15 protein-coding genes and 1 tRNA gene are annotated in these 23,154 nt (G+C 53.9%); 7 read left to right on the top strand and 9 right to left on the bottom strand.

What is annotated here, in order from left to right; translation table 11 throughout:
* Positions 1-420: 420 nt before the first annotated feature.
* Positions 421-3,009 (bottom strand): hypothetical protein, encoded by a 2,589-nt coding sequence (locus tag M0R30_RS14380; protein ID WP_292548140.1) that lies wholly within the window; start codon positions 3,007-3,009, stop codon positions 421-423.
* A gap of 470 nt (positions 3,010-3,479) precedes the next feature.
* Between M0R30_RS14380 and M0R30_RS14375 the strand changes: the two genes are divergently transcribed.
* Positions 3,480-4,715 carry an amidohydrolase family protein gene (locus tag M0R30_RS14375; RefSeq protein WP_292548138.1) on the top strand — a complete coding sequence of 412 codons (1,236 nt, stop codon included), beginning with the start codon at positions 3,480-3,482 and terminating at the stop codon, positions 4,713-4,715.
* A gap of 62 nt (positions 4,716-4,777) precedes the next feature.
* Here M0R30_RS14375 and M0R30_RS14370 read toward each other — a convergent pair whose 3' ends face one another.
* From M0R30_RS14370 to M0R30_RS14355, 4 genes are all read right to left on the bottom strand, one after another.
* The gene (locus M0R30_RS14370) at positions 4,778-5,290 is read right to left on the bottom strand and encodes a DUF308 domain-containing protein (RefSeq protein ID WP_292548136.1); all 513 of its coding nucleotides are present in this window, start codon (positions 5,288-5,290) and stop codon (positions 4,778-4,780) included.
* Positions 5,291-5,587: 297 nt separating this feature from the next.
* Positions 5,588-7,555 carry a V-type ATP synthase subunit I gene (locus tag M0R30_RS14365; RefSeq protein ID WP_292548134.1) on the bottom strand — a complete coding sequence of 656 codons (1,968 nt, stop codon included), beginning with the start codon at positions 7,553-7,555 and terminating at the stop codon, positions 5,588-5,590.
* Between the two features lie 27 nt (positions 7,556-7,582).
* Complete coding sequence (locus tag M0R30_RS14360; RefSeq protein ID WP_292548132.1) at positions 7,583-7,903, bottom strand: V-type ATPase subunit subunit G family protein; 321 nt, start codon at positions 7,901-7,903, stop codon at positions 7,583-7,585.
* Between the two features lie 12 nt (positions 7,904-7,915).
* Positions 7,916-8,113, bottom strand: a complete 198-nt coding sequence (locus tag M0R30_RS14355) for a hypothetical protein (RefSeq protein ID WP_292548130.1) — start codon at positions 8,111-8,113, stop codon at positions 7,916-7,918.
* 171 nt (positions 8,114-8,284) lie between these two features.
* Between M0R30_RS14355 and M0R30_RS14350 the strand changes: the two genes are divergently transcribed.
* The gene (locus M0R30_RS14350) at positions 8,285-9,403 is read left to right on the top strand and encodes a DUF1646 family protein (RefSeq protein ID WP_292548128.1); all 1,119 of its coding nucleotides are present in this window, start codon (positions 8,285-8,287) and stop codon (positions 9,401-9,403) included.
* Between the two features lie 248 nt (positions 9,404-9,651).
* Entirely contained in the window at positions 9,652-10,167 is a 516-nt protein-coding gene (locus M0R30_RS14345) for a HEAT repeat domain-containing protein (RefSeq protein ID WP_292548126.1), read from the top strand.
* 124 nt (positions 10,168-10,291) lie between these two features.
* Here the strand turns inward: M0R30_RS14345 and M0R30_RS14340 are convergent, their stop codons facing one another.
* From M0R30_RS14340 to M0R30_RS14325, 4 genes are all read right to left on the bottom strand, one after another.
* A complete protein-coding gene (locus tag M0R30_RS14340; RefSeq protein ID WP_292548124.1) occupies positions 10,292-12,622 on the bottom strand; it encodes a hydrophobe/amphiphile efflux-3 (HAE3) family transporter in 2,331 nt (776 codons plus the stop codon).
* Positions 12,623-12,713: 91 nt separating this feature from the next.
* Positions 12,714-14,081 (bottom strand): S-layer protein, encoded by a 1,368-nt coding sequence (locus tag M0R30_RS14335; RefSeq protein ID WP_292548122.1) that lies wholly within the window; start codon positions 14,079-14,081, stop codon positions 12,714-12,716.
* A gap of 12 nt (positions 14,082-14,093) precedes the next feature.
* On the bottom strand, positions 14,094-15,467 hold the full coding sequence (locus tag M0R30_RS14330) for an S-layer protein (protein WP_292548120.1): 1,374 nt from the start codon (positions 15,465-15,467) through the stop codon (positions 14,094-14,096).
* Positions 15,468-15,605: 138 nt separating this feature from the next.
* Positions 15,606-16,991: a PAS domain S-box protein gene (locus tag M0R30_RS14325; RefSeq protein ID WP_292548118.1), complete on the bottom strand. Its 1,386-nt coding sequence runs from the start codon at positions 16,989-16,991 to the stop codon at positions 15,606-15,608.
* A gap of 248 nt (positions 16,992-17,239) precedes the next feature.
* Between M0R30_RS14325 and M0R30_RS14320 the strand changes: the two genes are divergently transcribed.
* From M0R30_RS14320 to M0R30_RS14305, 4 genes are all read left to right on the top strand, one after another.
* On the top strand, positions 17,240-17,878 hold the full coding sequence (locus M0R30_RS14320) for a hypothetical protein (RefSeq protein ID WP_292548116.1): 639 nt from the start codon (positions 17,240-17,242) through the stop codon (positions 17,876-17,878).
* A 335-nt stretch (positions 17,879-18,213) separates the two neighbouring features.
* Complete coding sequence (locus M0R30_RS14315; RefSeq protein ID WP_292548114.1) at positions 18,214-18,939, top strand: PEGA domain-containing protein; 726 nt, start codon at positions 18,214-18,216, stop codon at positions 18,937-18,939.
* A 152-nt stretch (positions 18,940-19,091) separates the two neighbouring features.
* Complete coding sequence (locus M0R30_RS14310; protein WP_292548112.1) at positions 19,092-23,009, top strand: DNA-directed DNA polymerase II large subunit; 3,918 nt, start codon at positions 19,092-19,094, stop codon at positions 23,007-23,009.
* A 61-nt stretch (positions 23,010-23,070) separates the two neighbouring features.
* A tRNA-Leu gene (locus tag M0R30_RS14305) sits at positions 23,071-23,153 on the top strand.
* The last annotated feature ends 1 nt before the right edge of the window (position 23,154 follow it).

The following is a 23,154-nucleotide window of genomic DNA, read 5'->3' as shown; positions in this document are numbered from 1 at the left end:
TTTAATATTTTCAATGCTAAAAAGTAATCATATAAATAATGTGTCATTAGAGGATCCTAAAATCAATTCCTATATTTAAAGAAAATTGTTTCTAATAAACTATAGTAAATAAATTTTAGTATATCTGTGGGAAAAATAGCATGGGGTGGTGTCCCCATCTGATGTACACCAGATAGGTATTATGGAAAATTGTTGATTGTAAATTCCGCAAGGGTCATGTCCAATCACCGGTTGGCTCATGAGACTGCCTTATAGAATCGGAAAAGTTTGGTTTTTAAAGGGCTTGAATCGGTTCATCCCATGGAATACATCATCCCGGCTTGAGGATCGTCCGCGAATGGAGTGATGATGAAAGTGTCTGCTGATAACAAATTAACCGCAGGGATAAAGAGGAACTCTGATCACGCCAAAATACCCTCTTCACGAGGCATCAGGGAGATGAACCGAATAGGCATGAACATACTTCTGGTCGGAATAAATCGTATCCGTTGCTGTCTTGGTAGATTTTCCTGCGAGGATAACAACTCCTTCATCATTCCAGGTATCTTGTCCGGTGAGAACAACCGCGCCCTCGGTCTTTCCGTAGGCAGTAAGCGATACATCATTCAGTTTCATGGATTTCCCCGTAATACCCGCACGGAAACCGTAAGCCTCGATCATCCCGCGTCTCATGAAAATCTCTCCGGAGGGTACTGATATCGCGTAACTCTCACCATTAATTGTCATTATGCCCCCTGCAGCTAGATTTCCCTTCTCAACAGCAATACCACAGCCTCCCGAATCCGTCATCCTTGAATTGGTAATGTCGATAATCCCGGAAAAGACCTCCATTGACCCCGACTGGAGCAGTATCCCGAATTCCTCCCCGAAAATATCTATTGCACCATTGGTAATTATCAGATTGCCACTCTCCATAACAATTCCGGCAAACTGCCCGGTAACCTGGATAGTACCTCCATGAATCCCGATATCATGTGTTGCATATATCCCCACGTTGCCGGTTGCATTCACCGTTATCGTATCCCCGAAAAAAAGATTCCCGCCCCTTATAGAAAGACCGATTTCCTCTCCGGTAGCCTTTATATTCACGTTTTTTATAATTTTCAGCGACTTACAGGAAAATCCGATATTGCCGGAAGCGGAAAGGAGAGCAACATTCTCCAGTGCTACATCTCCGTCCACATCCAGTCCGCTTTTACGGCCTGATACTTTTAGGGATCCTGAGTTTATTCTCATCTCCTTTCCGAAAACCCTCATACCCTCCTGCGCATCCCCGGAGAAAGAAATATCCCCTCCAGACTGGGAATAGGAACCATGCACCACAATTCCACTGATTTTGCCGACTCCCATAATTTGTGCGTTGGAAATTTCTGCAGCCCCTGAGATCTGCATTGCCGTATCTCCCTGAAGCATCAGGATCCCCCCGGCACATTTTATATCACCACCAACAGATATCCCCATTCCTCCTGATGCAGAGATATTCACATTTTGAATTTGCAGCTTTCCTCCAACCGCTATGGCAGTTTTTCCGGAGGATTCGCATTTGGTGTTAGAAATCTCCATATCTTTGGACACAAAAAGTCCGAAGTCCACGCTGGAGAACGTTATATTGCTACCGGTAATACTGCACGAACCGTTTACCGTTACACAGGAGGTTCCATTCAGGGTACCGTGCATCCATTTGGTGGAGAGACTGCCATTTTCGAGATTGATGCAGGTATCCCCACAGATGAAGTCACTATTACAGCCAGTGAGTGCGAGAGAACCGTGGTGACTTATAATTCCGCAGCCATTAGGACTCTCAATCTGCTGAATACCCTCAGTCTGGTTCAAATCTCCCGCAAGATCAATTCCTGCATCCATTCCAAAGATTTTCAGGACAGGCTTGCCGGATGCATTCAATCCCCCCGATACCGATTTGATTGCCGTCGTTTTTGAACGGACATCAATTACACAACTGTCTGTGATGGTGATAGTACCTGAGGTAAAGATCCCGTAATCTTTTGTCCGGATTTTAAGGAATATACCTGCCATTTCCAGGGTCCCATCATCAACGAAAATCCCCCCTCCATCCCCGTTAATGGACAAAAACATAGCACCTGATAGTTTCAGGTTTCCATGGCGGAGGTGAATTCCCGGTCCGTGAGCACTTTCTATCTGGTTGTCTATCTGTACGAGCCGGATAGTGATGTCGCCGGTTGCCTGAATTGCCGAACCGTGATAGTTGGAGAGGACAAGGGTGCGTGTTGCTGCAATCCAGTTCCATCCCCTTCCACGACAGTCGTCTTCGGTAGAGTAGGATTTGCCGTCAATGGTAAACTCATCAACGGTATTTTGAGGTCCTGACCTGTGTCGATGGCTGTTTACGACATCAAGATTGGTGTGCGGTTCACTGTCTCCGCATAAGAGTTCATAATCAAGTTCCTGTTGCAGTGCCGGGCCTGCAATAGCCAGAAGACTGGTAACGTGACGGATTACTCTGTCGAAATCCCCGCACCGCCGCATGGTATCAAGGACCGGAATCCATTGTTTCGATGGGATGTCGGCAAATGTTTTATTATCTGAAAATATCAGGGACAGGGCTTTTCTCCGGAAGGAAACGGCTAATTCCGGTTTGAGTAAACTGTCAGCGCACCATGCAGCGGAGAGATAACTGGCTATGGCTTTTTCCGGGTTGTTTTCCGCCAGCTGGATGAGTGCAACACGTTGGTAGAGAGATGGAGACGGGGGGATTTCCGGATTCTGGAGACTACCGTAGGCAGGAGACTGCAGGAAGTCTTTGGTGATGGAGGTTCTCTTCCCGATGTCTTCAGCAATATATCCACAGTGCGGGCAGACTTCAAGCTGTGTTCTCAAAATATACTCTGTTAATTCCTTTGGACGACCCTCAAGATCCACAATTCCCGATGGTCCTGCTGTACCGGGACGCAGAGAAGATGCATTCTTTATCGGGCTTGATGAGTGATGGCAGACAAAACAGGTTTTTTGGAGGATCGCATTCTTCGGCATAATATTCGTGGGTAACCTCCTCGTTCAACATCTGATTATTTTTCACAGTTGAATGATATTCTGCATTTTTATTCTTTTTCGGATCAGAGCGATGTTTGAGTCTTCACACATACTCTCACAAAAAGTGAGGTAATCTCTCTCTTATAACACTCCCTTACGAGGCAAGTTTATTTTTCATGTGTCCCCATAATCCCTCGTGTTCGTTGATTTGATTATCCTTTCTATAAGTGTAATATCTGTTCCTATAATTAACGAGGTGATGGACATATCCCCGGGCAGGTATATCCGTTCAATCCTGATGCAACGTATCCTTAAACGTTTCGGAGCAGCAACATAATGAGAATTAGACCAGACCCCTACAATTGCATAGGAGGACTGTATATGACACTACCACCAGAAACTCCAGAATCACGGTATCAGCCTGTCATGACAACGAATCCTGCCGGGCATGAGATCCGGAGCGATGCCTGATGCCGGTTACCCTCATCCATGCAGGAACATTCTGGGATGGCCAGTCCAATGCCCCGCTTGGTTCCCGTGACATCCTGGTAAAAGAGGGGATAATCCAACAGATTGCAGAAAAAATCCCGATACCTGCCGATGCAGCGGTCATCGATCTCTCCGACCGTATGGTCATGCCCGGTCTCATCGACTGCCACGTCCACATCACGCTGCGGCCGGAGATGATGGGGAGTTTCTGGAGCTTTTCAGGAGGGTACAAGGCCCTCCTTGGTGCTGAGGCACTCAGAAAGCACCTGATGAACGGGTTCACCACCGTCCGGGACTGCGGGGATATGGATCTCCACGGGTACACCGTCCGTGACATAAAGATGGCAGTTGAGCATGGGCTCATCCCCGGCTCGCGGCTGATCAATTCCGGCCACATGCTCTCTGCGAGAAGCGGCCACATGGATGCCACCGGGCTCCTCTCTCCCGACGGTAAGGGGTGGCAGAACAATCTCGCCGATGGTCCCGAGGAGATCCGAAGAGTAGTCCGGGAAGAGATCAAGTGGGGTGCCGAATGGATCAAGTTTGCTGCATCCGGTGGTTTTGCATCCCCGGCAGACAATCCCGTTGATGTCGGGTATACAAAGGAAGAGATGGAGAGCCTGGTCGCCACTGCCACCCAATACCACCGGCCGGTTTCGGCCCATCTTCACGGCGATGAAGCGGTCCGGATGGCGGTCCTTGCCGGTGTACGGTCGGTTGAGCACGGGGCCATGGCATCCAAAAAGACTCTCCAATTGATTGAGGAGAGGGGTGTCTTCCTCGTACCGACCCAGTATGCGGGTGTGAGGTCAGCCCGGTTTGCGGACAGCGAGGAATACTGGGAATCGATAGGAAACAATCCGTATGAGAAGATGAAGATGCGGATGTACAAGGACATCCTCATTGAAAATGCCAAAAATCTCGCAGAAAGCAAAATAAAGATCGCCTTTGGGACCGATATGGGCATCCTCTCCTACAGCGTCAATGGCGCACTTGAGTTTGGCGAGATGGTGGAAAACGGCATCTCACCCATGCGGGCGCTCCGTGCCGCAACGAGTGTTGCTGCGGAGATGCTGATGCATCCCGAACTGGGGACCCTCGCACCCGGGAAGGCTGCGGATATCATTGCCGTCCGGGGCAACCCGTTCGAAGATATCGCGGTGATGGAGAAGGTCAGCTTCGTAATGAAGGCTGGCACGGTCTATAAACAGGCATGACCCTCTTTTTCTGATCAGATACGGGAGAGACATTCTCCCCGATTTTTCGTAAAAAAATGGAATTATTGTTTCCAGAAAAAGGCACTCATAATCAATGAGAGAATACCAGCGATAATGAAGAAGATGCCGAGTACCAGTATAATGAATGTAGATCCTGCACCCGGGTTGAAGAACAGGTACATACCGATCAGGAAACTGATCACACCAACAAGGCCGGTCAGGATCCGGTGTCTCTCCCACGTTACGGAGATCGCATAGGCGATCGAGAGCAACCCGTTGATAACAAGCCAGAGTGCAACCAGGTAGCCGATTGCGATGGTCGGGATGTAGGGAGTGAGGATGGCAAGAAGGCCGATCATGATACTGATCAGGCCTGAGCCAAAGAGAACCATCTTTGGCGTTCCGCTCTCTGCAGAAAGACCGATTCCTGCGGTTAAAATCCCGAATACGATGAGGATAATTCCAATAACCAGTAATAAGATCCCAAAAACTGCAGAGGGTGCGATTACTGCAACCAGCCCGAACAGGAGGATAATGATACTGAGGATCACTGTCAGGATTCTATCGGTGTCCATAATGATAGTAGATCACGGGTGACAGATGATAAAATTTCTTATTTTGGGAGACTTGGGGGCTCTTTCGGATTTCATACGGGTCTCCCCCAGTACCGGGTATGATCTGCCAGTCTTTTTACTGGAGTATTTCAGTGCATAAAAAAGGGATCCGGATTGAAACTCTGATAATCACCCCGTTGGTTCGTACTCCGCACAAAACCCTGTTCTGACGTTTCTCCATGATCGTTCCTGGTACTCTTTTTTCGTTCTGAATATAAACGGGAGGGAATCCTTAAGGAAAAAGAGGATGCAGGAGACTCACGAAGGTTCCTGCACGCCGGGATCCGGTCCCGTCCCTTTCTGCTCCCCCTCCGTAACCGCCCGGGCAAACGGCTGGTACTTCATCCCGCCCCCTTCGTAGAACTTGCTGAAAAACTCCACGATATGGAGACGCATCGAGTGGATCGAGGGGGAGAACATCGCGAGCACGATATTGAGCGCGTGCAGCAGGACGGCGACGATGATCCCGATGATCGCAAACTCGAACGCCCCGCCGAGCTCGTTTGCAACCATCGCGAGGATCACCGAGGCCATCCCGATTGCCATCAGCCGGGCGTACGAGAGGATGTTGCCGACCGTACCCATCACCTCGATCGTGCCGAATACCCCGGCCCCCAACAGGATGAGGGGCAGGGCGATGAGCATGAGGGCGACCACCGGGTAGATCGCGACATCCGCCAATACGCCACCGAGCATTGCCATGAGGATGACGATTGCGATGATCATCATCAGCATGCCGCACTTTTCATAAAGATGCTTCCGGCTCTTCGTGATCACCGCATTCCGGATGCCGATAACGAGGCCCAGGACCACGTGTATGACCCCGATCGCGATGGCGAGGATCAGCATCGGGATCATTGCTTCCACGCGGTTCCAGGTGATGCCGAGGAAGTGCACCGGGTGGAGCCAGCCCATCACCTCCCCGAGGTCCCCGAAGAATTCACCGAACAGGTACCCGAAGACGATCGTTGGTATTGATGAGATGATCAGGATGTCGGCAAGGCTTTTCGCAAACGCGATCGCTGCGAAGCGGTGCCGGATGAAGAGCGCAAAGGCGAGGATGACGAGCCCGTACCCGATGTCGCCGACCATGATCCCGAAAAAGAGCGGGAAGAAGATCGCAAGGACCGGTGACGGGTCGATCTCCCGGTACCGGGGCGGGGAGACGAGCTGCATGATGACCTCGAAGGGTCTCACCCAGAAGGGGTTATCGTAGAAGACCGGGGCATCCTCCATGTCTTTTTCTGTCGTTGGTAGTTCACAGACAATCACGCGGTCGCCAAAAGCATCGTGCAGGGCCCGTTCAGTCTTCCTGAGGTACTTCTTCGGGATCCAGCCCATGATGACAAACGTGTACTCCGAGAGCCCGAAGTTCCGGTATGCCCCAAGTTCCCCATGGATGTTCCCGAGATGTTTTCTGATGACGACCAGTTCCTGGTACCAGGTAGTGGAGAGTGCCAGAAGGTCCGCATCGATGCGGGCGATCTCGTCCTTGGCACGCATCCGGCTCTCTTCAAGCAGGGTATACATCTCGTAGAACGGCCTCCCCGAATATTCCTTGGGGAGCCTCACCTCGTTCACGTTCACGGAATAGATGAAGGAATGGATCTCTTCGGAATACCGCTTGGGGAAGACCATGATAGCCGCGAGGGTGTCGGCATCGACCGTTGTTGCGGTCATCTCGAACCGGTCACCGGTGATCGTGTCCAGCTCTTTCTTGATCAGCGCGAGGACGTCCCGGTGCTCCTCCTGGATGAGCAGGATCGTGACCTCAAATCCCTCCAGCACCGGCAGCTCCTTCTCGACCGGCTGGATGATATCGAGCACCTTCTCGTACCGGTTCAGTGCCGTGATCGAGAGGGTAAGTTCGCTCTTCTTTGCCGCCAGCTCACGGGTCGTTGTCTCAAGGGTGTGGATGATCTCGCGCGCCCGTGCGACAAGTTCGGCATGAGTCTTTTTCTCAAGAGATGCCCGGAGCTGCGCCTGGCGGTCCGGATCGTCATCAATGGGAGGGAGGGTGGATAGGATGGCACTCGTCTTCCCGAGGGCCTCGGCTACGGCCCCGGCCTCTTCCTGCCTGACACGGTCCAGGCAGATCTCTCCCCGTGATATAAGTTCCGGCGCGTTCTCGAGATGGATGGTGCCCGCCCGGTACAGCAGGTCGACTGCCCGGCCCAGTTCATCTTTCGGCCCGACCACCTGGATGCGTTTCATTGCCTGGAGCATACAACTCCCTGCCGGGCATCCCCGGCATCATTCCGATGTTACGTACCTGACAATCCGTTCCGCAGCGGCAGGGATATTCCGCGCTCCCTGCACCTGGGTGATCTCCCTGTCCAGTTCAGCTGCTTTTTTCAGGTCCCCGATCTCGAGCTCGGTCCTCCCCCGCTCCTTCCAGTACACCTGTTCAGCAGTGGTCTTCCCGAGCTTGTCTGCCGTACAGAGCAGGTCTTCAGCTTCTGCACGCGCGGCGGCAACGGACGCCTCCGCCTCTGCCCGGGCAGCATCGACCTCTTGGGCAAGTTCCTGCTCCTTGTCCCGGATCTGCTGCAGGAGTGTTTTTTCCGAATCCATGATGCCCCCCAACTAGAGTCCGTGTTTCCGTTTCAGGATCGACGTTACCCCGCACGGGGGCTTCCGGCAGAGATCGGTGTCATCGGTATCCGGTGGATCGTTCCCGATAATCCCCTTTGCCCTCAGTGCCGCCTCGGCTATCCGCTTCCGGCAACGACCGACCGCCGCATTCTGCAGAGCACCGATCGTTTTCATAAGATCCTGCGCCATCCCCCACACACCTATGAGATGATCAATTGCCTATACCTCCGATGTAGGTAATATACTTTGTTACCCCGGGAGGGGACAGTGTCATGAAAAGTAATCCATTAATCTTCCGGGAACCCACTCTCCTGCGGGAACCGGCTGGACACACCCTGCCGGCTATCCGGGAGACAGGAAATGGACATTCTGGCAAATCTCGGGTTACTGATCATCTTCGTACTGGTCCTCATCCTCCCGTTCCGGGTGAAATCCATTGAGTGCAACCTCGAGGTCTTTCTCTTTGCCTGTGGTGTTGCTGCACTCACGATCTCCGGGTTCATCACGTTACCCGGTGAGCAGACCGGCTGGAGCCTGGCAATTGTTGAGGAGGCACTCCTCTCCCCGCTGCAGATTACGAGCCTGTATGGGATCCCCATCGGGATCGTCCAGATTGTGCTCGTCTTCGGGCTCGTGATCTACGTCTTCCACCACCGGATGCAGGAAGTGATCGTTGGGATGGTTGACCGGTTCTCACTAAAGTGGATCGTCTTTTTGCTCATCGTCGTCCTTGGTCTGGTATCGAGCATCATCTCCGCAATCCTCGCCGCGATCATTCTTGTTGAGATCGTCAACGCCCTTCCCGTAGTGCAGAAAGCCAAAGTGGAGATCACGGTGGTCTCCTGCTTCTCCATCGGTCTTGGGGCCGGTCTTACACCTCTGGGCGAACCCCTTACCACAATTGTTGTGTCAAAACTCTCCGGTGCTCCCTACCATGCCGGGTTTACGTTCCTGTTCGAACGTCTGGGCATCTATATCATCCCGACTGTCATCGCACTCGGGTTTGTCGGTGTGATCCTCTTCTCCCGGAGCCACACCGGTGAGCAGAAACTTGAATGCATTGTTGAACGCGAGACGCTGACCGAGATCCTTCTCCGGGCTGGCAAGGTGTACCTCTTCATCATGGCACTCGTCTTTCTCGGAGAGGGCTTCAAGCCGCTGATCCTCGAATACATCATCACCATCCCGTCAGCCGGGCTGTACTGGATCAACATTGTCTCTGCCGTTCTCGACAATGCAACCCTTGCTGCTGCGGAGATCAGTCCCGCCCTCTCTCCTCAGCAGATTACGAGCGCCCTGATGGGACTGCTGGTTGCCGGGGGGATGCTCATCCCCGGCAATATCCCCAACATCATCGCTGCCTGCAAGCTCAGTATCAGCAGCAGCGAATGGGCACGGGTCGGCATCCCGCTCGGCATGGCAATGATGCTTGTCTTCTTTGGCATCCTCTTTGTCCCGGCCTGGCTGGGATTCGTGTGATAATTACGTGGTTCTGATACGGTATCGGGGTTTGAAATCCGAAAGGTCCGCAAGGACCTTGAGGAAGAGAAGATTTCCGCAGGAAATCTTCGAACCACGACAATGAAAAGGGAGACATCAACCGACCTTCGAAGAATTGCATCGCAATTCTTCTCGTCCTCACGGTCTGATGACCGTTCGGAAAAGGAAAGAGCCAAGTGGGCGGAGTGCCCAGATCACTGTCAGGTATGACAGGAACCGGTAGAGAGATGGAGGTCCGTGGGGAGGAGATCCGAAAGCAGATTGCAGCCCTCGCCTCACCGCGGATCGAAGAGCGGCATGAAGCGATCTCGAACCTGCGGGAGACCGGGACGCCGGCAATCTCCCCCCTTATTACGGCGCTTGCAGAAGCAGGGGACAATGACCGGCGCTGGTACGCGGCGATTGCACTTGCGAAGATCGGGGAGTCCTCGGTCGCACCGCTGATCGCCGCGATGCGGGAGCACGACAGCCGGGAGTTCCGGCGTTACGCCGCCGCGACCCTCGGTGAGATCGGTATCCCTGCCATCGAATCGCTGATCGCGGCAATGGCAAGCGATGACCGGGAACTGCGGGGATTTTTATCGCAGGCCCTCTGCCGGATCGGGGTGCCTGCCGTGGAGCCCCTTCGGCAGCGGCTCAACGATGCAGACGAGATCCTCCGGTCCTGCGCCACGCTTACGCTCTGGCAGATGGGGGAGGCCGGCCTGCCAACCATCGTTGAGCATGCTGAGAAAGAAGAGTGACAAGGCAATAATATCTGTTCTCTCCGATTGAAGACGCGTCCTGCGATTCTTGTATGTAGGATTGTTCCTTCTTCGGCCGGTATTTATTGGCCGTTTAAAAGAGATGGTTGAGGGGTAGTTGGGATTACATCGAAATATCTGTTGGTGTCTGTTCGCTCCCTTCAGGAGCTCCATGACCCTTTCTCGCTTCGAGCCATACGGTGAACCTGCCTAACAGCGAGAGTACCGCGGGCATGATGAAGATCGCACCCATCAGGGAGAACGCGACGGCAATCAGGGTGGTGATGCCGAAGTTGCTGATGATCGGGAAGGTTGCAAGGCAGAGTGCCGAGAACCCGAAGAACGTGGCCAGGCCCGAGACCGTGATGGCGCTGCCGATCTTCTGGACGCTCTCCTGGATGGCGGCAAGGGGATCGTGGAGCCTCTCCTCCTCCTCCGCGTACCGTTCCATGACCAGGATCGTATATTCCGCGGCTACACCGATGGTCATCGACCCCAGCGTTGCGGTGAGCGGGGTGTAGGTAAGGCCCATGATATACATCATAACCGCGTTCCATCCCACAACGAAGATGATCGGGATGATCGGGGCTATCGCATGGATGTGCCGGTACACGAGGATGAGGAATACGAAGACGAAGATGAACCCGAGAACGGTCATCAGGTCCTTTGATTCCGACATGGACCCGAGAAGACTGGTATACAGCTCGAAACTTCCTGCCGGTTCTACGGTAATGCCGACCGGGGGCTCAAGGAACTCAATCTCCTTCACCATCTGCTCTTTTAATGTCTCCTGCTGCCCCATCTCCAGGTCTTCGGTGCTGAACCGGATGATCCCGCACATCGGGTCGCTGAGAACCGATGTTCTTGTATCCTCTGGTATCGTCACCAGCACGCTGTTGAGTTCAGCCTGGGTCTCCGGCATCACGCCATTGTTATACTGGAGAATATACGTGACGATGCTGGTCGCACCGGTCAATTCCGAATGGTGCGCCAGTTCGTAATCCTGGAACTCCTGTATCCAGATCACCGTATCGAGATCGGTTACGCGGGCACCCTGGACCATCAGGTCAGCGGTACTGGATGCACCGATGACGCGGCTGACCTTGTCCATGTTGATCTTGGCCGGCATATCCGAGGGGACAAAGGTGTTCTCATCAGAACTGACCGGGATGGTCGGGTCGATCTGGAACCCGATGAGGGCGATAAGAGCGGCCACGAGCAGGATCGGTACCGGGTTCTTCGCAATCTTTACAGAGGTGCTAGTCAGGAAGTCGCCATAGGAGAAGGAGCTCTTCTTTGTGCGGTTCTTTTTCCCGATGATCGTGTCACAGGCATCCGTTCCTACGGCATAACATTGCCCGGTCTGGTCGGGTTTTGGCTTGTAGTTCAGCAGGAGGCCGAGCGTCGGCATGCCGATGCAGCAGATCCAGTAGCAGGTGTTGATGCCGATGATGGCCACAAGGCCAAACGACTGGATCATCGTAACAGACGAGACAAACATGGCTAAAAATCCCATGGATGTAGCGAGCATGGCGTACATGACCGCAGGACCGGTGCGGGTTACGGTATTGAAGACCGCATCCTCAAGCGATCCTTTCCGAGCCTCTTCATCGAACCGGGCATGGAACTGGATCGCATAATCGATCCCCAGCCCAATCAGGACCGGGAAGGCTCCGATCACCGCCATGTTCAGGCTGATGCCTGCAATACCCATCAGGCCAAGTGAGGTGACAAGGCCGATGGCGACCAGCAGGACCGGCATGAACCGGTGGCGGACATAGGCGAAGAGGATCCCCATTGTGATGATCATCAGGATCATGGCTCCACCGATGAGGATGCCCATGTTGCTTGTGAGCCCTTCGCCCATCTGCTGTGTGAATGCCGGGGATCCGGACATCTCGACAGTTACGCCGGGTGGAACCGGGGACGTCTTGATAATCGATTCCATGTTGTCGAGGACGGACTTCTGGACATCATCCGACAATCCCTCGGTGAGCTGGATCTGGACAAGGGTCAGCACGTTGGAAGGATAGACCTTGTCGCGGGTGCTTTCGGGGAATAGACTGACGATACGCAGTGTTTCATCCTTTGATGTGGGAAGCGTCCCTCCATTGTAGGCTTTCAGGACATCCGTGATGCTGTATATGCTATCTATATTCTGTTGCTGCCGGATATCCGTCTCGAGATTATCGATATAGGAAAGGACATCCGGGCTCAGCGGATCCCCGGCTTCGATGATGAGGATGATGGCATCTGACTGAAAATTCTCTTCATATTTTGCCTGGAGGTGCCCGGAGGGGGAGTCCTTGTTGATGTAGGTCTCCCATCCCGTTGCCATCGTGAGCGTGGTCATACCATAGAGACCGATGCAGAAGAGGGCGATGACGAGGCCGGCAACCAACTTTGGTCTCCGGATGATTGCATTCGCTATCGCTTCAAAGAGTTCCTTAATCATATACCATACCCCTCTTGCATCTGTTCATGGGAGCAGACCAACACCCGCTATCGTTGAGTGTATATCCCTGTATGGGTGTCATTATGAGATCTCACTGCAGGCTTGTTTTGCGACGGTATGCGTACAGTCCGATGCCGGCCGCAATAACCACGAGGATGATCCCGGCGATGACGACAGTTGTCGGAATTCCGGCAACAGTATCTGCCCTGGCGGGCAGGACCTGTATGGATACTACAATCGTGTCGGACTCCTGGCTGTTGCCGAGGGCGTCACGGTACCGGAGCTTGCTGTCGAACGTATATGTCGAAGGTTCGGTGCTCTTCCCGATGGTGATGTCGTACAGGGCGGTTCCGGATTGCCCCGGCTGGAGCTCGCCAAGGTATGCCACGTTGTTATCAATGGTGACATCGCCGTGGGGAGTCAGCCGCGACTGGGTCTCGTATACCGTTGTGTTACCGGTGTTCCGGTACTGAACCTCAATGATGCCCTGCGTTCCGGCTGCAACAGCGGGTACCGGTGAGGTTACGGCGAAGCTGGTCTTGCTGTCTACAGGTATACCGATGGTCTCGCTTTTCGTGGTGACGACGTCCCCCTCGCTGTTCGTGTAGGTGACAAAGACATCGACCGGGTAGGTCTGGGCTGTTGCGTCCTTGGATGCGACAATCTTGAACCTGCACCCGACAATGCCGCCACTCGGGAAATCTCCGATGAACGCTGAACTGTCGGTTGGTATGATTGCGCTGCTCCCGCTCCGGATGAGTTTCACGCTGGCTTTGCTGCCATTTTCGGGGCCGTCATTCCTGATTTTCAGGTTGAGGAACCCTTCGGTCCCCGCACTTATGGGGTCCGAGGTGGATTCCACGACTGCGATCTTCACTTCGGGCTTGATCCGGATGGTGACGGGGAGTGTTACCTCGGTCGTTGTATAGGTATCCTCGAATTCCGAGTCTTTTTGCTGCTGGATCACCCGGGGATATTGGTAATTGATGACGAGCGGCAGCTGGTATTCTCCTGCGGTTGCATTCGAGGAGATCTTTGCCTTGAACTGCACGGTTGAACCTGTCCCGCTGGCAGGAATGCTGTTGAGGATCTGCGGATCGCTTTTTATGATCACTGCATTGTTGTCGGAGGTGAGTGTCAGCGTGACAAATTTTGCCGTTGTCGGAAGATCACTGTATTCAATCGCAGTCTGGTTGAGCTGCTTCATGGCATTAACGCCGGAATTCTTCACCAGAACCGTGATCGTGGCATCCTGGCCCGGGGTGAACTCGTTGGCCCCGGTCACACTGGCAGAGAGCGACGGGCTTCCGCCAAGATACTTGGAGGTCGTTGCAGGCGACCCTGATATTTGCGTGTAGATTGCTGCAGAGACCGGCGCTGCAATAACGGCACTGCAGACGATCAGAGCGATCACTGCGAGTGTTGTACGGGCATTACCGGAAAAGCTGGTAGAGGTCATGCTTTTCCCTCGTTACTGGAGTTTTTTCCTGCTGCGATAGAGGAGATACCCGATTGCAATGACGATGATGGCGATTGCGGCAAGGATCGCCGGGTTACCCATCAGTGAAGAGACCGCACTTTTTTTCTCGACAACATCAACGCTCAGCTTCATAGGGTCCGATATAACGGAGTTGTCAAGGGCATCGCGGTACCGGATCTCGGTATCGATGCCGTAGTTCTTCACGGTGGCAGAGCCATCTGCTGATACCAGGAATGAGGCCTCTTTTGTCTCCCCGGGTGCGATATCGCCAAGGAATGCGGAGTCATCGTTGCTGGTGAAGGGGTCGACCATGCTGACCCGGGCCAGGGCCTGGTAAGCGGTTGCCCCGCCGGTGTTCTTGAAGCTCGCCTGGATCACTTTCTTCTCTCCGGGTGCGATTGTCTGCACGTCGGAGTTTATGGAAAAGGTGATCTTGCCCCCGACCGGGACCCCGATTGTCTCAATGTCGGAAGAGACGGTGTCGCCCTCGCTGTTCTCGTATTTCACATAGACATCGAGGGGGTACGTCTGTTCTTCTGCGCCCTGATCCACGGAGGTCTTGAAGATGCACTTTGCGGTCCCGTTGGCCGGGAAATCACCGACATATGCACTGGCTTCCGTCGGGATAACGGGACTTCCATCATTCCGTGCAATGGTGACAATGGCCTTCGTTGCATCCTCGTGACCGACATTCTGCACGGTGAGGGTGATATAGCCTTCCGTACCGGCATTCAGGTGCTGGATATCAGCAGAGATGACATCGATCCTGACATTCGACTTGACCTTTACAGGGATCTGGAGGATCTTGTCGATAGTCTTGTAGGTATACTGGACCGTGTCAGATCCATACTGTTCGGCGGTATACAGGTAGGTATAATTGAGCCGGACCGGCAGCGAGTAGGTCCCTGCTGCCGCATCAGATGGGACTCTTACGGTGAACGTGGCGGTTGCCGTCCCGCTTGCCTTGAGGTCGCCGACCATCTGAGGGTCTGATTTCACGATAAGGGGAGAGTCGCCTGAACCAAGGGTTACTGTCAGGAACTTGGCGGTATTCGGAAGGTCATCGGTATCAACAATACCCGATTTTACAAACTTGAACTCGTTGATTCCGGTGTTCTGGATGACGACGGCAAGCTGTACTTCCTTGCCGGGTGAGAGTTCATTGTTGCCGGAGATCGTTGCGGAAAGCTCCGGGCTTCCCGCCATGTATTGTGATCCGGCACTTGCAGGTGATACTGCAATGCATGCCATCGCGATACCGGTCAGGATCAGGAGCACGAGGAGACTGTAGCTACGGTGCCCCCTCTGTCTAGGATTGCTGGGTATCCTGTTCCCGAGAATTGTATTTTTTTCACAAACTGTCATGATTGTCCCGCGCTGTATCAGCAAATGTCTCTCTAATGTTGAAGGTGATAATATTAAAACATTTTTCTTATGGGTTATACATGTGAATAATAAATGTCAGAACTCGCCCCGGAGGTTCGCATTGGTAGGTGTAAACTATTAATGCAAAATTTCCTGGAGCGCATCGATCCGCTCACGCAGGTTCTTCTCCCGCTCTGCAAACATCGTGATATCTGCGATAGTGATGTAGGTACTGGTTACATCCCCGTGACGGGCAGCGGTGACCTTCCCCTGGATAAACCGTGGCGTGCCATCCTTGCGTCGTATCCAGACACTGAATTCCCCGGGTGTACCTGAATCCGGCTGGACACCCCTGACAATCTCCTCAATTTTTGTCTTCTCCGAATGGGGGATAATACCTGCCGCGGCGATCTCCGATACATCTTCCACGATAATGGTCCCGTGGAGTCCCATCGAAGTCATCTCTTCCTCAGAATACCCTGAGATCTCGTTGATACGGCGGTTCGTGTACACGACCCGATCGTTCTCCGCAATGATGAGCCCGTCCTGGATGTTCTCTGCCATCATCCGGAACCGCAGCTCGCTTTCCCGCACCTTCGCCTCCTGCGTCTTGAGCTCCGTGATATCGGTGAATATCACGAAATTATAGAGTGTGTTGCTGTGCCGTACTGCACTGAACCGGAGATAGACGAACCTCCTTTCACCATCCTTCCGGATGATCCACATCTGGATATCGCTTGGTTTGTCAGGATGGGTTTCGATATCCCGTATCCGCTTTGCTACTTCATCATGACATTCCGATGGGATGATAGTGAGGGTATTCATTGACCAGAGTTCTTCGTTGGAATACCCGGTGATCTCTGAGATGCGGTTGTTGGCATACACGGTTTTGCCGTTCTCCAATATGATGAGCCCGTCGCGGATGTTCTCTGCCATCATCCGGAAGCGCTCCTCACTCTCCCGGATATCCCGTTCAGCAAGGATGTGCTCCGTGACATCCTCAAGGATCAGCGTGATCCCTTTCCTCCCATCATCGAAAACGGTTGGGACGCACTTCTGGTGGAAGATCCGCTCGCCCTTGTCCCTCACTTTGAATGTGATGGTATTCTCGCTGTTCAGCCGGTCTGAGGTGATACTGTCCAGAAATTCATGGACATCAACTTCGGGTGATTGCAGGTAGGTGATATTCTTTCCAACCGTCTCTTCACGCGAGAGCTGAAGGAGGCTTAAAAAATTACCATTGACATCAATGATCCGGGACTCGTTATCCAGTACCATGATCAGCTCTTTTGAATAACTGAGCATGGCAGACAGCGGGACCCGCTGGGAGAGGGAGTATACTTTTGCCATGCCGTAGGTCCGCATGTCGACTTGTCCGGAGATGAGCAGGATATCGAGGTATCTCCCTACGGTATTCTTGTTCTTTTTCAATGCCTTCGAGATATCGGTTACACTCATCCCGTTCGGGTTCTTTTTGAGGAGGTCCCGAATTACAATGAGTTCCTGCTGGTAATCCTGCATCATGATATTGTTTTACCGGGTGAGGTGTCCTTCATAAGAATTATGGGAGGCAGGATTTATAATTGTTATGAATCATAAAGATGTATTGTTGATATAATAAAATTTTAAATACTATTAGTTATCACCTCTATAATGGAGTATATGTGACATAATATGTTGCAACTCTATCTCATAAACGTATAAATGTGCTAAAAACTAGGAGTTTTACGATGGTATCAATGGACATAGTTACCCGTGGATTGGAAAATGTGATGGCAGTACTTCCTGCCATTATTGGTGCGCTGGTTGTTCTTCTCATCGGCTGGGTAGTAGGACGCCTGCTCGGAAAGGCCGTACGGATCATTCTTGACAAGGCAACTGCGACTGCAACTGCAACGCCGGCAATTGGTGAGTCGGAACTGGGCAAACACGTTACAAAGTCTCCGGTCTCGTTCGGATATATGGGAGATATCACGGTACGGTGTATCGTCTACCTGATCGCCATTCTCGCGGCAGTTGATATACTCAACATGGACTATCTCAGCAAGTTCATGACAGGAGTTATCGAGTATATCCCCCATGTCGTAGCATTCGTCATCATCATGGTTGTCGGCATCATCCTTGTCGATTACTTCATCGATGTGTTCAAGAATTACTCGACAAGTTCAGCACACATTGAACTGCTCAACCCGGTACTTTTACTGCTCCGTCTGTTCCTGTACTTTGTTGTCATCATGCTGGCACTTTCACAGCTTCTGCTGGACCTCACCATCATCTACACGATCCTCACACCGATATTCTGGGGCCTGGGCATCGGTCTTGGTGCCTCGATTGCGATTGTCGTATGGTTTGGCATGAAGAACCGGAGCGAAGAGATTGTGAACAAGGTACTGGAAACGATCTCAAAATAAGGGAAGTTACATACTCTGTATCAACCGGATGAAAGCTGGTAAATAATGGAAACGGTGAGTGAAAGACGGGCCACGCTTGTCCCCACTCACCTCCCTTTTTCGTATTGAAACAGGGTCTGACAACATTCATCATGCCAGCCCACGCAATAATTTCCTGAACCATGATCTCTCTTCCGGCAGGTGTATCGTGACGGGGATTGTGAACGTGCCCTGCAATACGGTCCACGATGAATGTGGCGCTCCCGGTATATCCGGATCGCAGGGGATCAACCCCATCATACAACCTGGTGCGATCAGAGGTTCATGAACAACTACGTTGACTTGGAGATCGTACCATGAAGATGACCTGTAGGCATCTCATCATCCTTATCGCGATTGCCTTTGTGATAGTCCCTGTATCCGCGGATGTCGTGAATACTACGAACACCACGGCTGTTCCGACAACAACCGAAACAACCCTTGAAACGACGGTGACTACGGAGGTCACCACGGAAGCGACCACAACCTCGGTTGCTACCTCTGCCACAACGGAGGTGCCGACAACAACCACTGCTGTCCCGGCGACAACGGTGGAAACAACGGTGGCGACAACCGTTCCGACGACCCAGGTAACCTCCGGCGACATCTCGGTTGCCTCATCGCCGCTGGGCGCCGCAATCCTTATTGACGGGATGTACTATGGGACAACCCCGGGAAATGTGACCGGTCTCTCTTTTGGAACCCACATGGTCCGGCTGTCGCTGAGCGGGTACAATGACTACGAAGGGACCGTGTATGTCGTTGCCGGGCATAACATCCCTGTCTACGGCACCCTCCATCCTATCAGCACGGGGTCGTCCCAGATCATCCTTGCAACGGCGTCTGTCCCGGCAACCACGGTCGTTCCGGTTACTACGGTTCAGCCTGTTGCCACCGAGAGCACATCAGGAGGACCCCTGGAGAGCCCTACGGTCATCGCGGGCATAATCGGGATTATCACGGCATGCATCGGTGCGGGTGCAACGATCTTTACGCATAAAGCAAATGTGAAACCCGAAGAGAAGAAAGAAGAAAAACCGTGATGTAAACGCTGCGGCGTTCCCCACAGGTCTCTTTTTATTTCGTGTCCTTTGTCTTCCCCTGTTCCCCGGATTGACCGGGTCGTCCCCCTGACGTTTTCAAACGTCTCCTGAATCAGCATCCATAAATCTCCGTGCGGCACAACCGTACCGGTATGCTCAAGCTCTCGCCCACGATGGAGGCCTACGAGAAGACCCTGCTGGACGAGCTCTATCGTGAAATTGCGATAGCAAAAGAGGCCCGCACCCGGGGTCTCGATCCCAGCACCGATGTCGAGATCCCGATCGCAAGCGATCTCGCGGACCGTGTGGAGGTGCTGGTCGGGGTCAAGGGCGTGGCAGTGCGGATCCGTGAGCTTGAAGCAACGATGTCCCGCGAAGAGGCAGCTCTCCGGATCGGTGACGATTTTGTTGCCCGGAAGTTTGGGGAGAAGGACATCATGGAGGTGCTCGACCACGCGATCCGCGTTGCCATGGCACTCCTGACTGAAGGGGTCGTATCCGCACCTACGGAAGGGATTGCCAAGGTCGGTCTTGGCAGGAACGATGACGGCAGCAGTTACCTGATGATCTTTTACGCCGGTCCGATACGGAGCGCCGGGGGAACGGCACAGGCAATGTCGGTGCTGGTCGGAGATTACGTGCGCCAGAAACTGGGCATCAACCGCTATGTCCCGCGACAGGAGGAGGTGGAACGGTACATCGAGGAGATCCGCCAGTACAACTCGATCATGAACCTCCAGTATCTCCCGAGCGAGGCGGAGATCCGGATCATCATCGAGAACTGCCCGGTCTGTATCGATGGCGAAGCAACCGAACAGGAAGAGGTCTCGGGCCACCGTAACCTTGAGCGTGTGGAGACGAATGCTGTCCGCGGTGGCATGGCGCTCGTCATCGGGGAAGGCATTGCCGGCAAGGCCCGTAAGCTCAAGAGCCGGGTCGAGAAGATGAAGATGGAAGGCTGGGACTGGCTCGATAAACTGATCGCCGGTGCAGCAAAAAGCGGCGACGGTGAGAAGACTGTTGGCATCAAGCCGCTCGACAAGTACCTCCGCGATCTTATCGGGGGCCGCCCGGTCTTCTCCTACCCGATGCGCAAAGGGGGCTTCCGGCTCCGGTACGGGAGGTCGCGCAATACCGGTTTTGCCGCCGCAGGGATGCATCCCGCAACCCTCTATGTCCTCGGGGAATTTCTTGCAACCGGGACCCAGATGAAGACCGAAAGGCCGGGTAAAGCCTGCGGTGTTGTGCCGGTTGATTCCATCGAGGGCCCGACAGTACGGCTCCGGAATGGCGACGTGCTCCGGATCGATGACGAGGCGACCGCAAAACGGCTGGTTGCCGGGATCGAGAAGATCCTCGATGTCGGCGAGATCCTGATCTCCTACGGGGAGTTCCTGGAGAACAACCACCCGCTCGTACCGGCGGGCTACTGCGAGGAGTGGTGGCTCCTTGATGCCGGTGAAGGGGCAACATCCCCGAAGAACGAAGCAGAGGCGCTTGACGTTGCCCGGAAGGGAGGTTACCTGTATCCTGCCTGGACCTGGTTCTGGGACGATATCTCAACCGACCAGATCCGTGCCCTCGCCGATCATGTGTCAATGAAGGGAAGCGTGAAGGAAGACGGCCTGTACCTCCCGACCGATCCTGCAATCAAGGAATCACTTGAGACCCTGTTGATCCCGCATGAGGTCCGCGAGGAGACCGTACACATCCGGACATATCGTGCCCTCATTGCCGGGCTCGGGCTTGATGACACCCTGAAAAAAGAAGAGACGTGGCAGAACGCACCAGCCGATGCGCTCCCGCTCGCGCTGGTGATGCACCTCTCCGGCATCAGGATGCGATCCCGGTCCGGCACACGGATAGGCGGGCGCATGGGCCGGCCCGGGAAATCGAAGCCGCGGAAAATGAACCCCCCGCCCCACGTCCTCTTCCCGCTCGGGGATTCCGGTGGGAACCGGCGCTCGTTCCAGTCTGCCTCTGCCCACACGGCCGAAGTGGATGCGGAGAACACGGAACTCGACTTCCAGAAGGAGGGAGGGATCATCGAGATCGAAGTGGGGCGGCGTCGGTGTTCGGCCTGCAACGAGATCACGTACCTGAACCGGTGCGAAAAATGCGGGGGCCACACGGTCGCGCTCTTCACCTGCCAGAAGTGCGGCCACGAGATCCTGCAGGACCGGTGCCCGAACTGCGATGTCCCCGCGGTATGCAGCCAACGGATAAGCCTCAACGTCAAGGCAGAGTACGCAAAAGCAATGGAACGGATGGGCCTTAAGACCGACAGCATCGCCCTCGTCAAAGGTGTCAAGGGTATGATCTCCCGGGAGAAGTCCGTGGAGGCGATGGAGAAGGGCATCCTGCGGGCACAGCAGAACATCTTTGTCTTCAAGGACGGCACGACCCGGTTCGACATGATCGACCTGCCCCTCACGCATATCCGCCCGGATGAAGTCCGTGTCTCCGTGGAAAAAATGCGCTCGCTCGGCTACACGAAGGACACGCATGGCTACGATCTCCAGAACGGCCTGCAGGTGGTGGAACTCCACGCTCAGGACATCCTCGTCTCCGACTCCTGCGCAGAGTGGCTGGTCAGCGTGACAAAGTTCATGGACGAGCTGCTCGTCAAGTGCTATGGCCTTGACCCGTTCTACAACGTGAAGGAACCTGCCGACCTCGTGGGACACCTGGTCATCGGCCTTGCACCGCACACGAGTGCCGGTGTCCTTGCACGGATCGCTGGGTTCACGCGTGCGAACGTGGGATATGCCCACCCGTTCTTCCACGCCGCCAAGCGCAGGAACTGCTTTTACGGCGACACGGAAATCGAGGTGTACGATGGCAGGAGATGGGAAAAGATTCCCATCCGGAAGTTCGTTCTGGAGAATTTTGATATTAACCAGCCGGGCCTTGACCGGCTCGGCACGTACTACTCAGACCCGGTACGGCCGTTTTCCACCCGCACCGTTGATACGAATGGCCAGATCCATATCCGGAAGGTCACCTCCGTCTCCATCCACCGTTCCCCGGCATCACTGATCCGGTTCACCACATCGCGGGGGAAGGAACTCGTGGTTACACCCGACCATGCAATGCTGGTCTGGGACACGGGATATCTCCGTAAACTCAAGGCAATGGAACTCAAACCCGGCGATTCAGTACCGATCTTCGAAGGTTCCTGTGTGATCTCCGATACGATCCGGCTTGCTGAACCGGTTCCCGCACCCGAGGAACGGGTCTACTGCCTGACGGTTGCAGACGATCACACGCTTGTCGCGAACGGCATCTTCACCGGACAGTGTGATGGCGATGAGGACTGCATCATGCTCCTCCTTGACGGCCTGATCAACTTCTCGCGGTCTTTCCTGCCGCAGAACCGGGGCGGATCGATGGACGCTCCCCTCGTCCTGACAAGCCGGATCGACCCGGCCGAGATCGACAAGGAAGCCTTGAACGTTGATGTCTGCGACCATTACCCGATCGAAGTGTATACCAGTGCCCTTCTCTATGCAGAGCCCAAGACGATCGTCAAACTCATCGACCGCGTCGAGAACCGGATCGGGACACCGGCCCAGCTGGAGGGCTTCCAGTTTACCCACGATACTTCGGATATCTCCGCGGGACCGATTGAATCGATGTATACCCAGATGAAGACGATGACCGACAAGCTCGGGGCGGAACTCGATCTCGCGGAAAAGATCCGGGCCGTTGACGCCGATGACGTGGCGGAGCGGGTGCTCAACACCCATTTCATTCGCGATCTCATGGGGAACCTTTCGGCCTTCTCCAAGCAGAAGTTCCGGTGTACGAAGTGCAATACGAGCTACCGGCGGATGCCGCTTGCCGGCAAGTGTACGAAGTTCAAGGGAAAAGGCATCTGCAACGGGAACATCATCCCCACGGTCCACGAGGGTTCGGTGAAAAAATACCTTGAAATGTCCCGGGAGATCTGCCGCAAGTACAAGGTTTCAGAATATACCAAGCAAAGGGTTGAAGTGATCGATCTTGCGATCGAGTCCACGTTCGGCGAGGAGAAGCAGCAGCAGCTGGGTCTTGCCGACTTCATGTAACAAAAGAGCAATTCCATAAAATCTCAAAGTCTTTTACATTCCAGCACCAACATTATTCCAAGCGAGAATATCTAAGTGGCCAACAGAGGCGGACTCAAGATCCGTTCCCGTAGGGGTTCGCAGGTTCGACTCCTGCTTCTCGCAT

The sequence above is a fragment of the Methanoregula sp. genome, from assembly GCF_023227875.1.
GTDB lineage: Archaea > Halobacteriota > Methanomicrobia > Methanomicrobiales > Methanospirillaceae > Methanoregula.
The sequence above is the reverse complement of the archived record's forward strand: the minus strand, read 5'-3'. Positions and strand labels throughout refer to the sequence as shown.

What these genes read in the sequence shown, in the direction of transcription:
- M0R30_RS14380 (WP_292548140.1), bottom strand. Translation starts at nt 3,009, where the DNA reads ATGCCGAAGAATGCGATCCTCCAAAAAACCTGTTTTGTCTGCCATCAC.
- M0R30_RS14375 (WP_292548138.1), top strand. Translation starts at nt 3,480, where the DNA reads ATGCCGGTTACCCTCATCCATGCAGGAACATTCTGGGATGGCCAGTCC.
- M0R30_RS14370 (WP_292548136.1), bottom strand. Translation starts at nt 5,290, where the DNA reads ATGGACACCGATAGAATCCTGACAGTGATCCTCAGTATCATTATCCTC.
- M0R30_RS14365 (WP_292548134.1), bottom strand. Translation starts at nt 7,555, where the DNA reads ATGCTCCAGGCAATGAAACGCATCCAGGTGGTCGGGCCGAAAGATGAA.
- M0R30_RS14360 (WP_292548132.1), bottom strand. Translation starts at nt 7,903, where the DNA reads ATGGATTCGGAAAAAACACTCCTGCAGCAGATCCGGGACAAGGAGCAG.
- M0R30_RS14355 (WP_292548130.1), bottom strand. Translation starts at nt 8,113, where the DNA reads ATGGCGCAGGATCTTATGAAAACGATCGGTGCTCTGCAGAATGCGGCG.
- M0R30_RS14350 (WP_292548128.1), top strand. Translation starts at nt 8,285, where the DNA reads ATGGACATTCTGGCAAATCTCGGGTTACTGATCATCTTCGTACTGGTC.
- M0R30_RS14345 (WP_292548126.1), top strand. Translation starts at nt 9,652, where the DNA reads ATGGAGGTCCGTGGGGAGGAGATCCGAAAGCAGATTGCAGCCCTCGCC.
- M0R30_RS14340 (WP_292548124.1), bottom strand. Translation starts at nt 12,622, where the DNA reads ATGATTAAGGAACTCTTTGAAGCGATAGCGAATGCAATCATCCGGAGA.
- M0R30_RS14335 (WP_292548122.1), bottom strand. Translation starts at nt 14,081, where the DNA reads ATGACCTCTACCAGCTTTTCCGGTAATGCCCGTACAACACTCGCAGTG.
- M0R30_RS14330 (WP_292548120.1), bottom strand. Translation starts at nt 15,467, where the DNA reads ATGACAGTTTGTGAAAAAAATACAATTCTCGGGAACAGGATACCCAGC.
- M0R30_RS14325 (WP_292548118.1), bottom strand. Translation starts at nt 16,991, where the DNA reads ATGATGCAGGATTACCAGCAGGAACTCATTGTAATTCGGGACCTCCTC.
- M0R30_RS14320 (WP_292548116.1), top strand. Translation starts at nt 17,240, where the DNA reads ATGGCAGTACTTCCTGCCATTATTGGTGCGCTGGTTGTTCTTCTCATC.
- M0R30_RS14315 (WP_292548114.1), top strand. Translation starts at nt 18,214, where the DNA reads ATGAAGATGACCTGTAGGCATCTCATCATCCTTATCGCGATTGCCTTT.
- M0R30_RS14310 (WP_292548112.1), top strand. Translation starts at nt 19,092, where the DNA reads ATGCTCAAGCTCTCGCCCACGATGGAGGCCTACGAGAAGACCCTGCTG.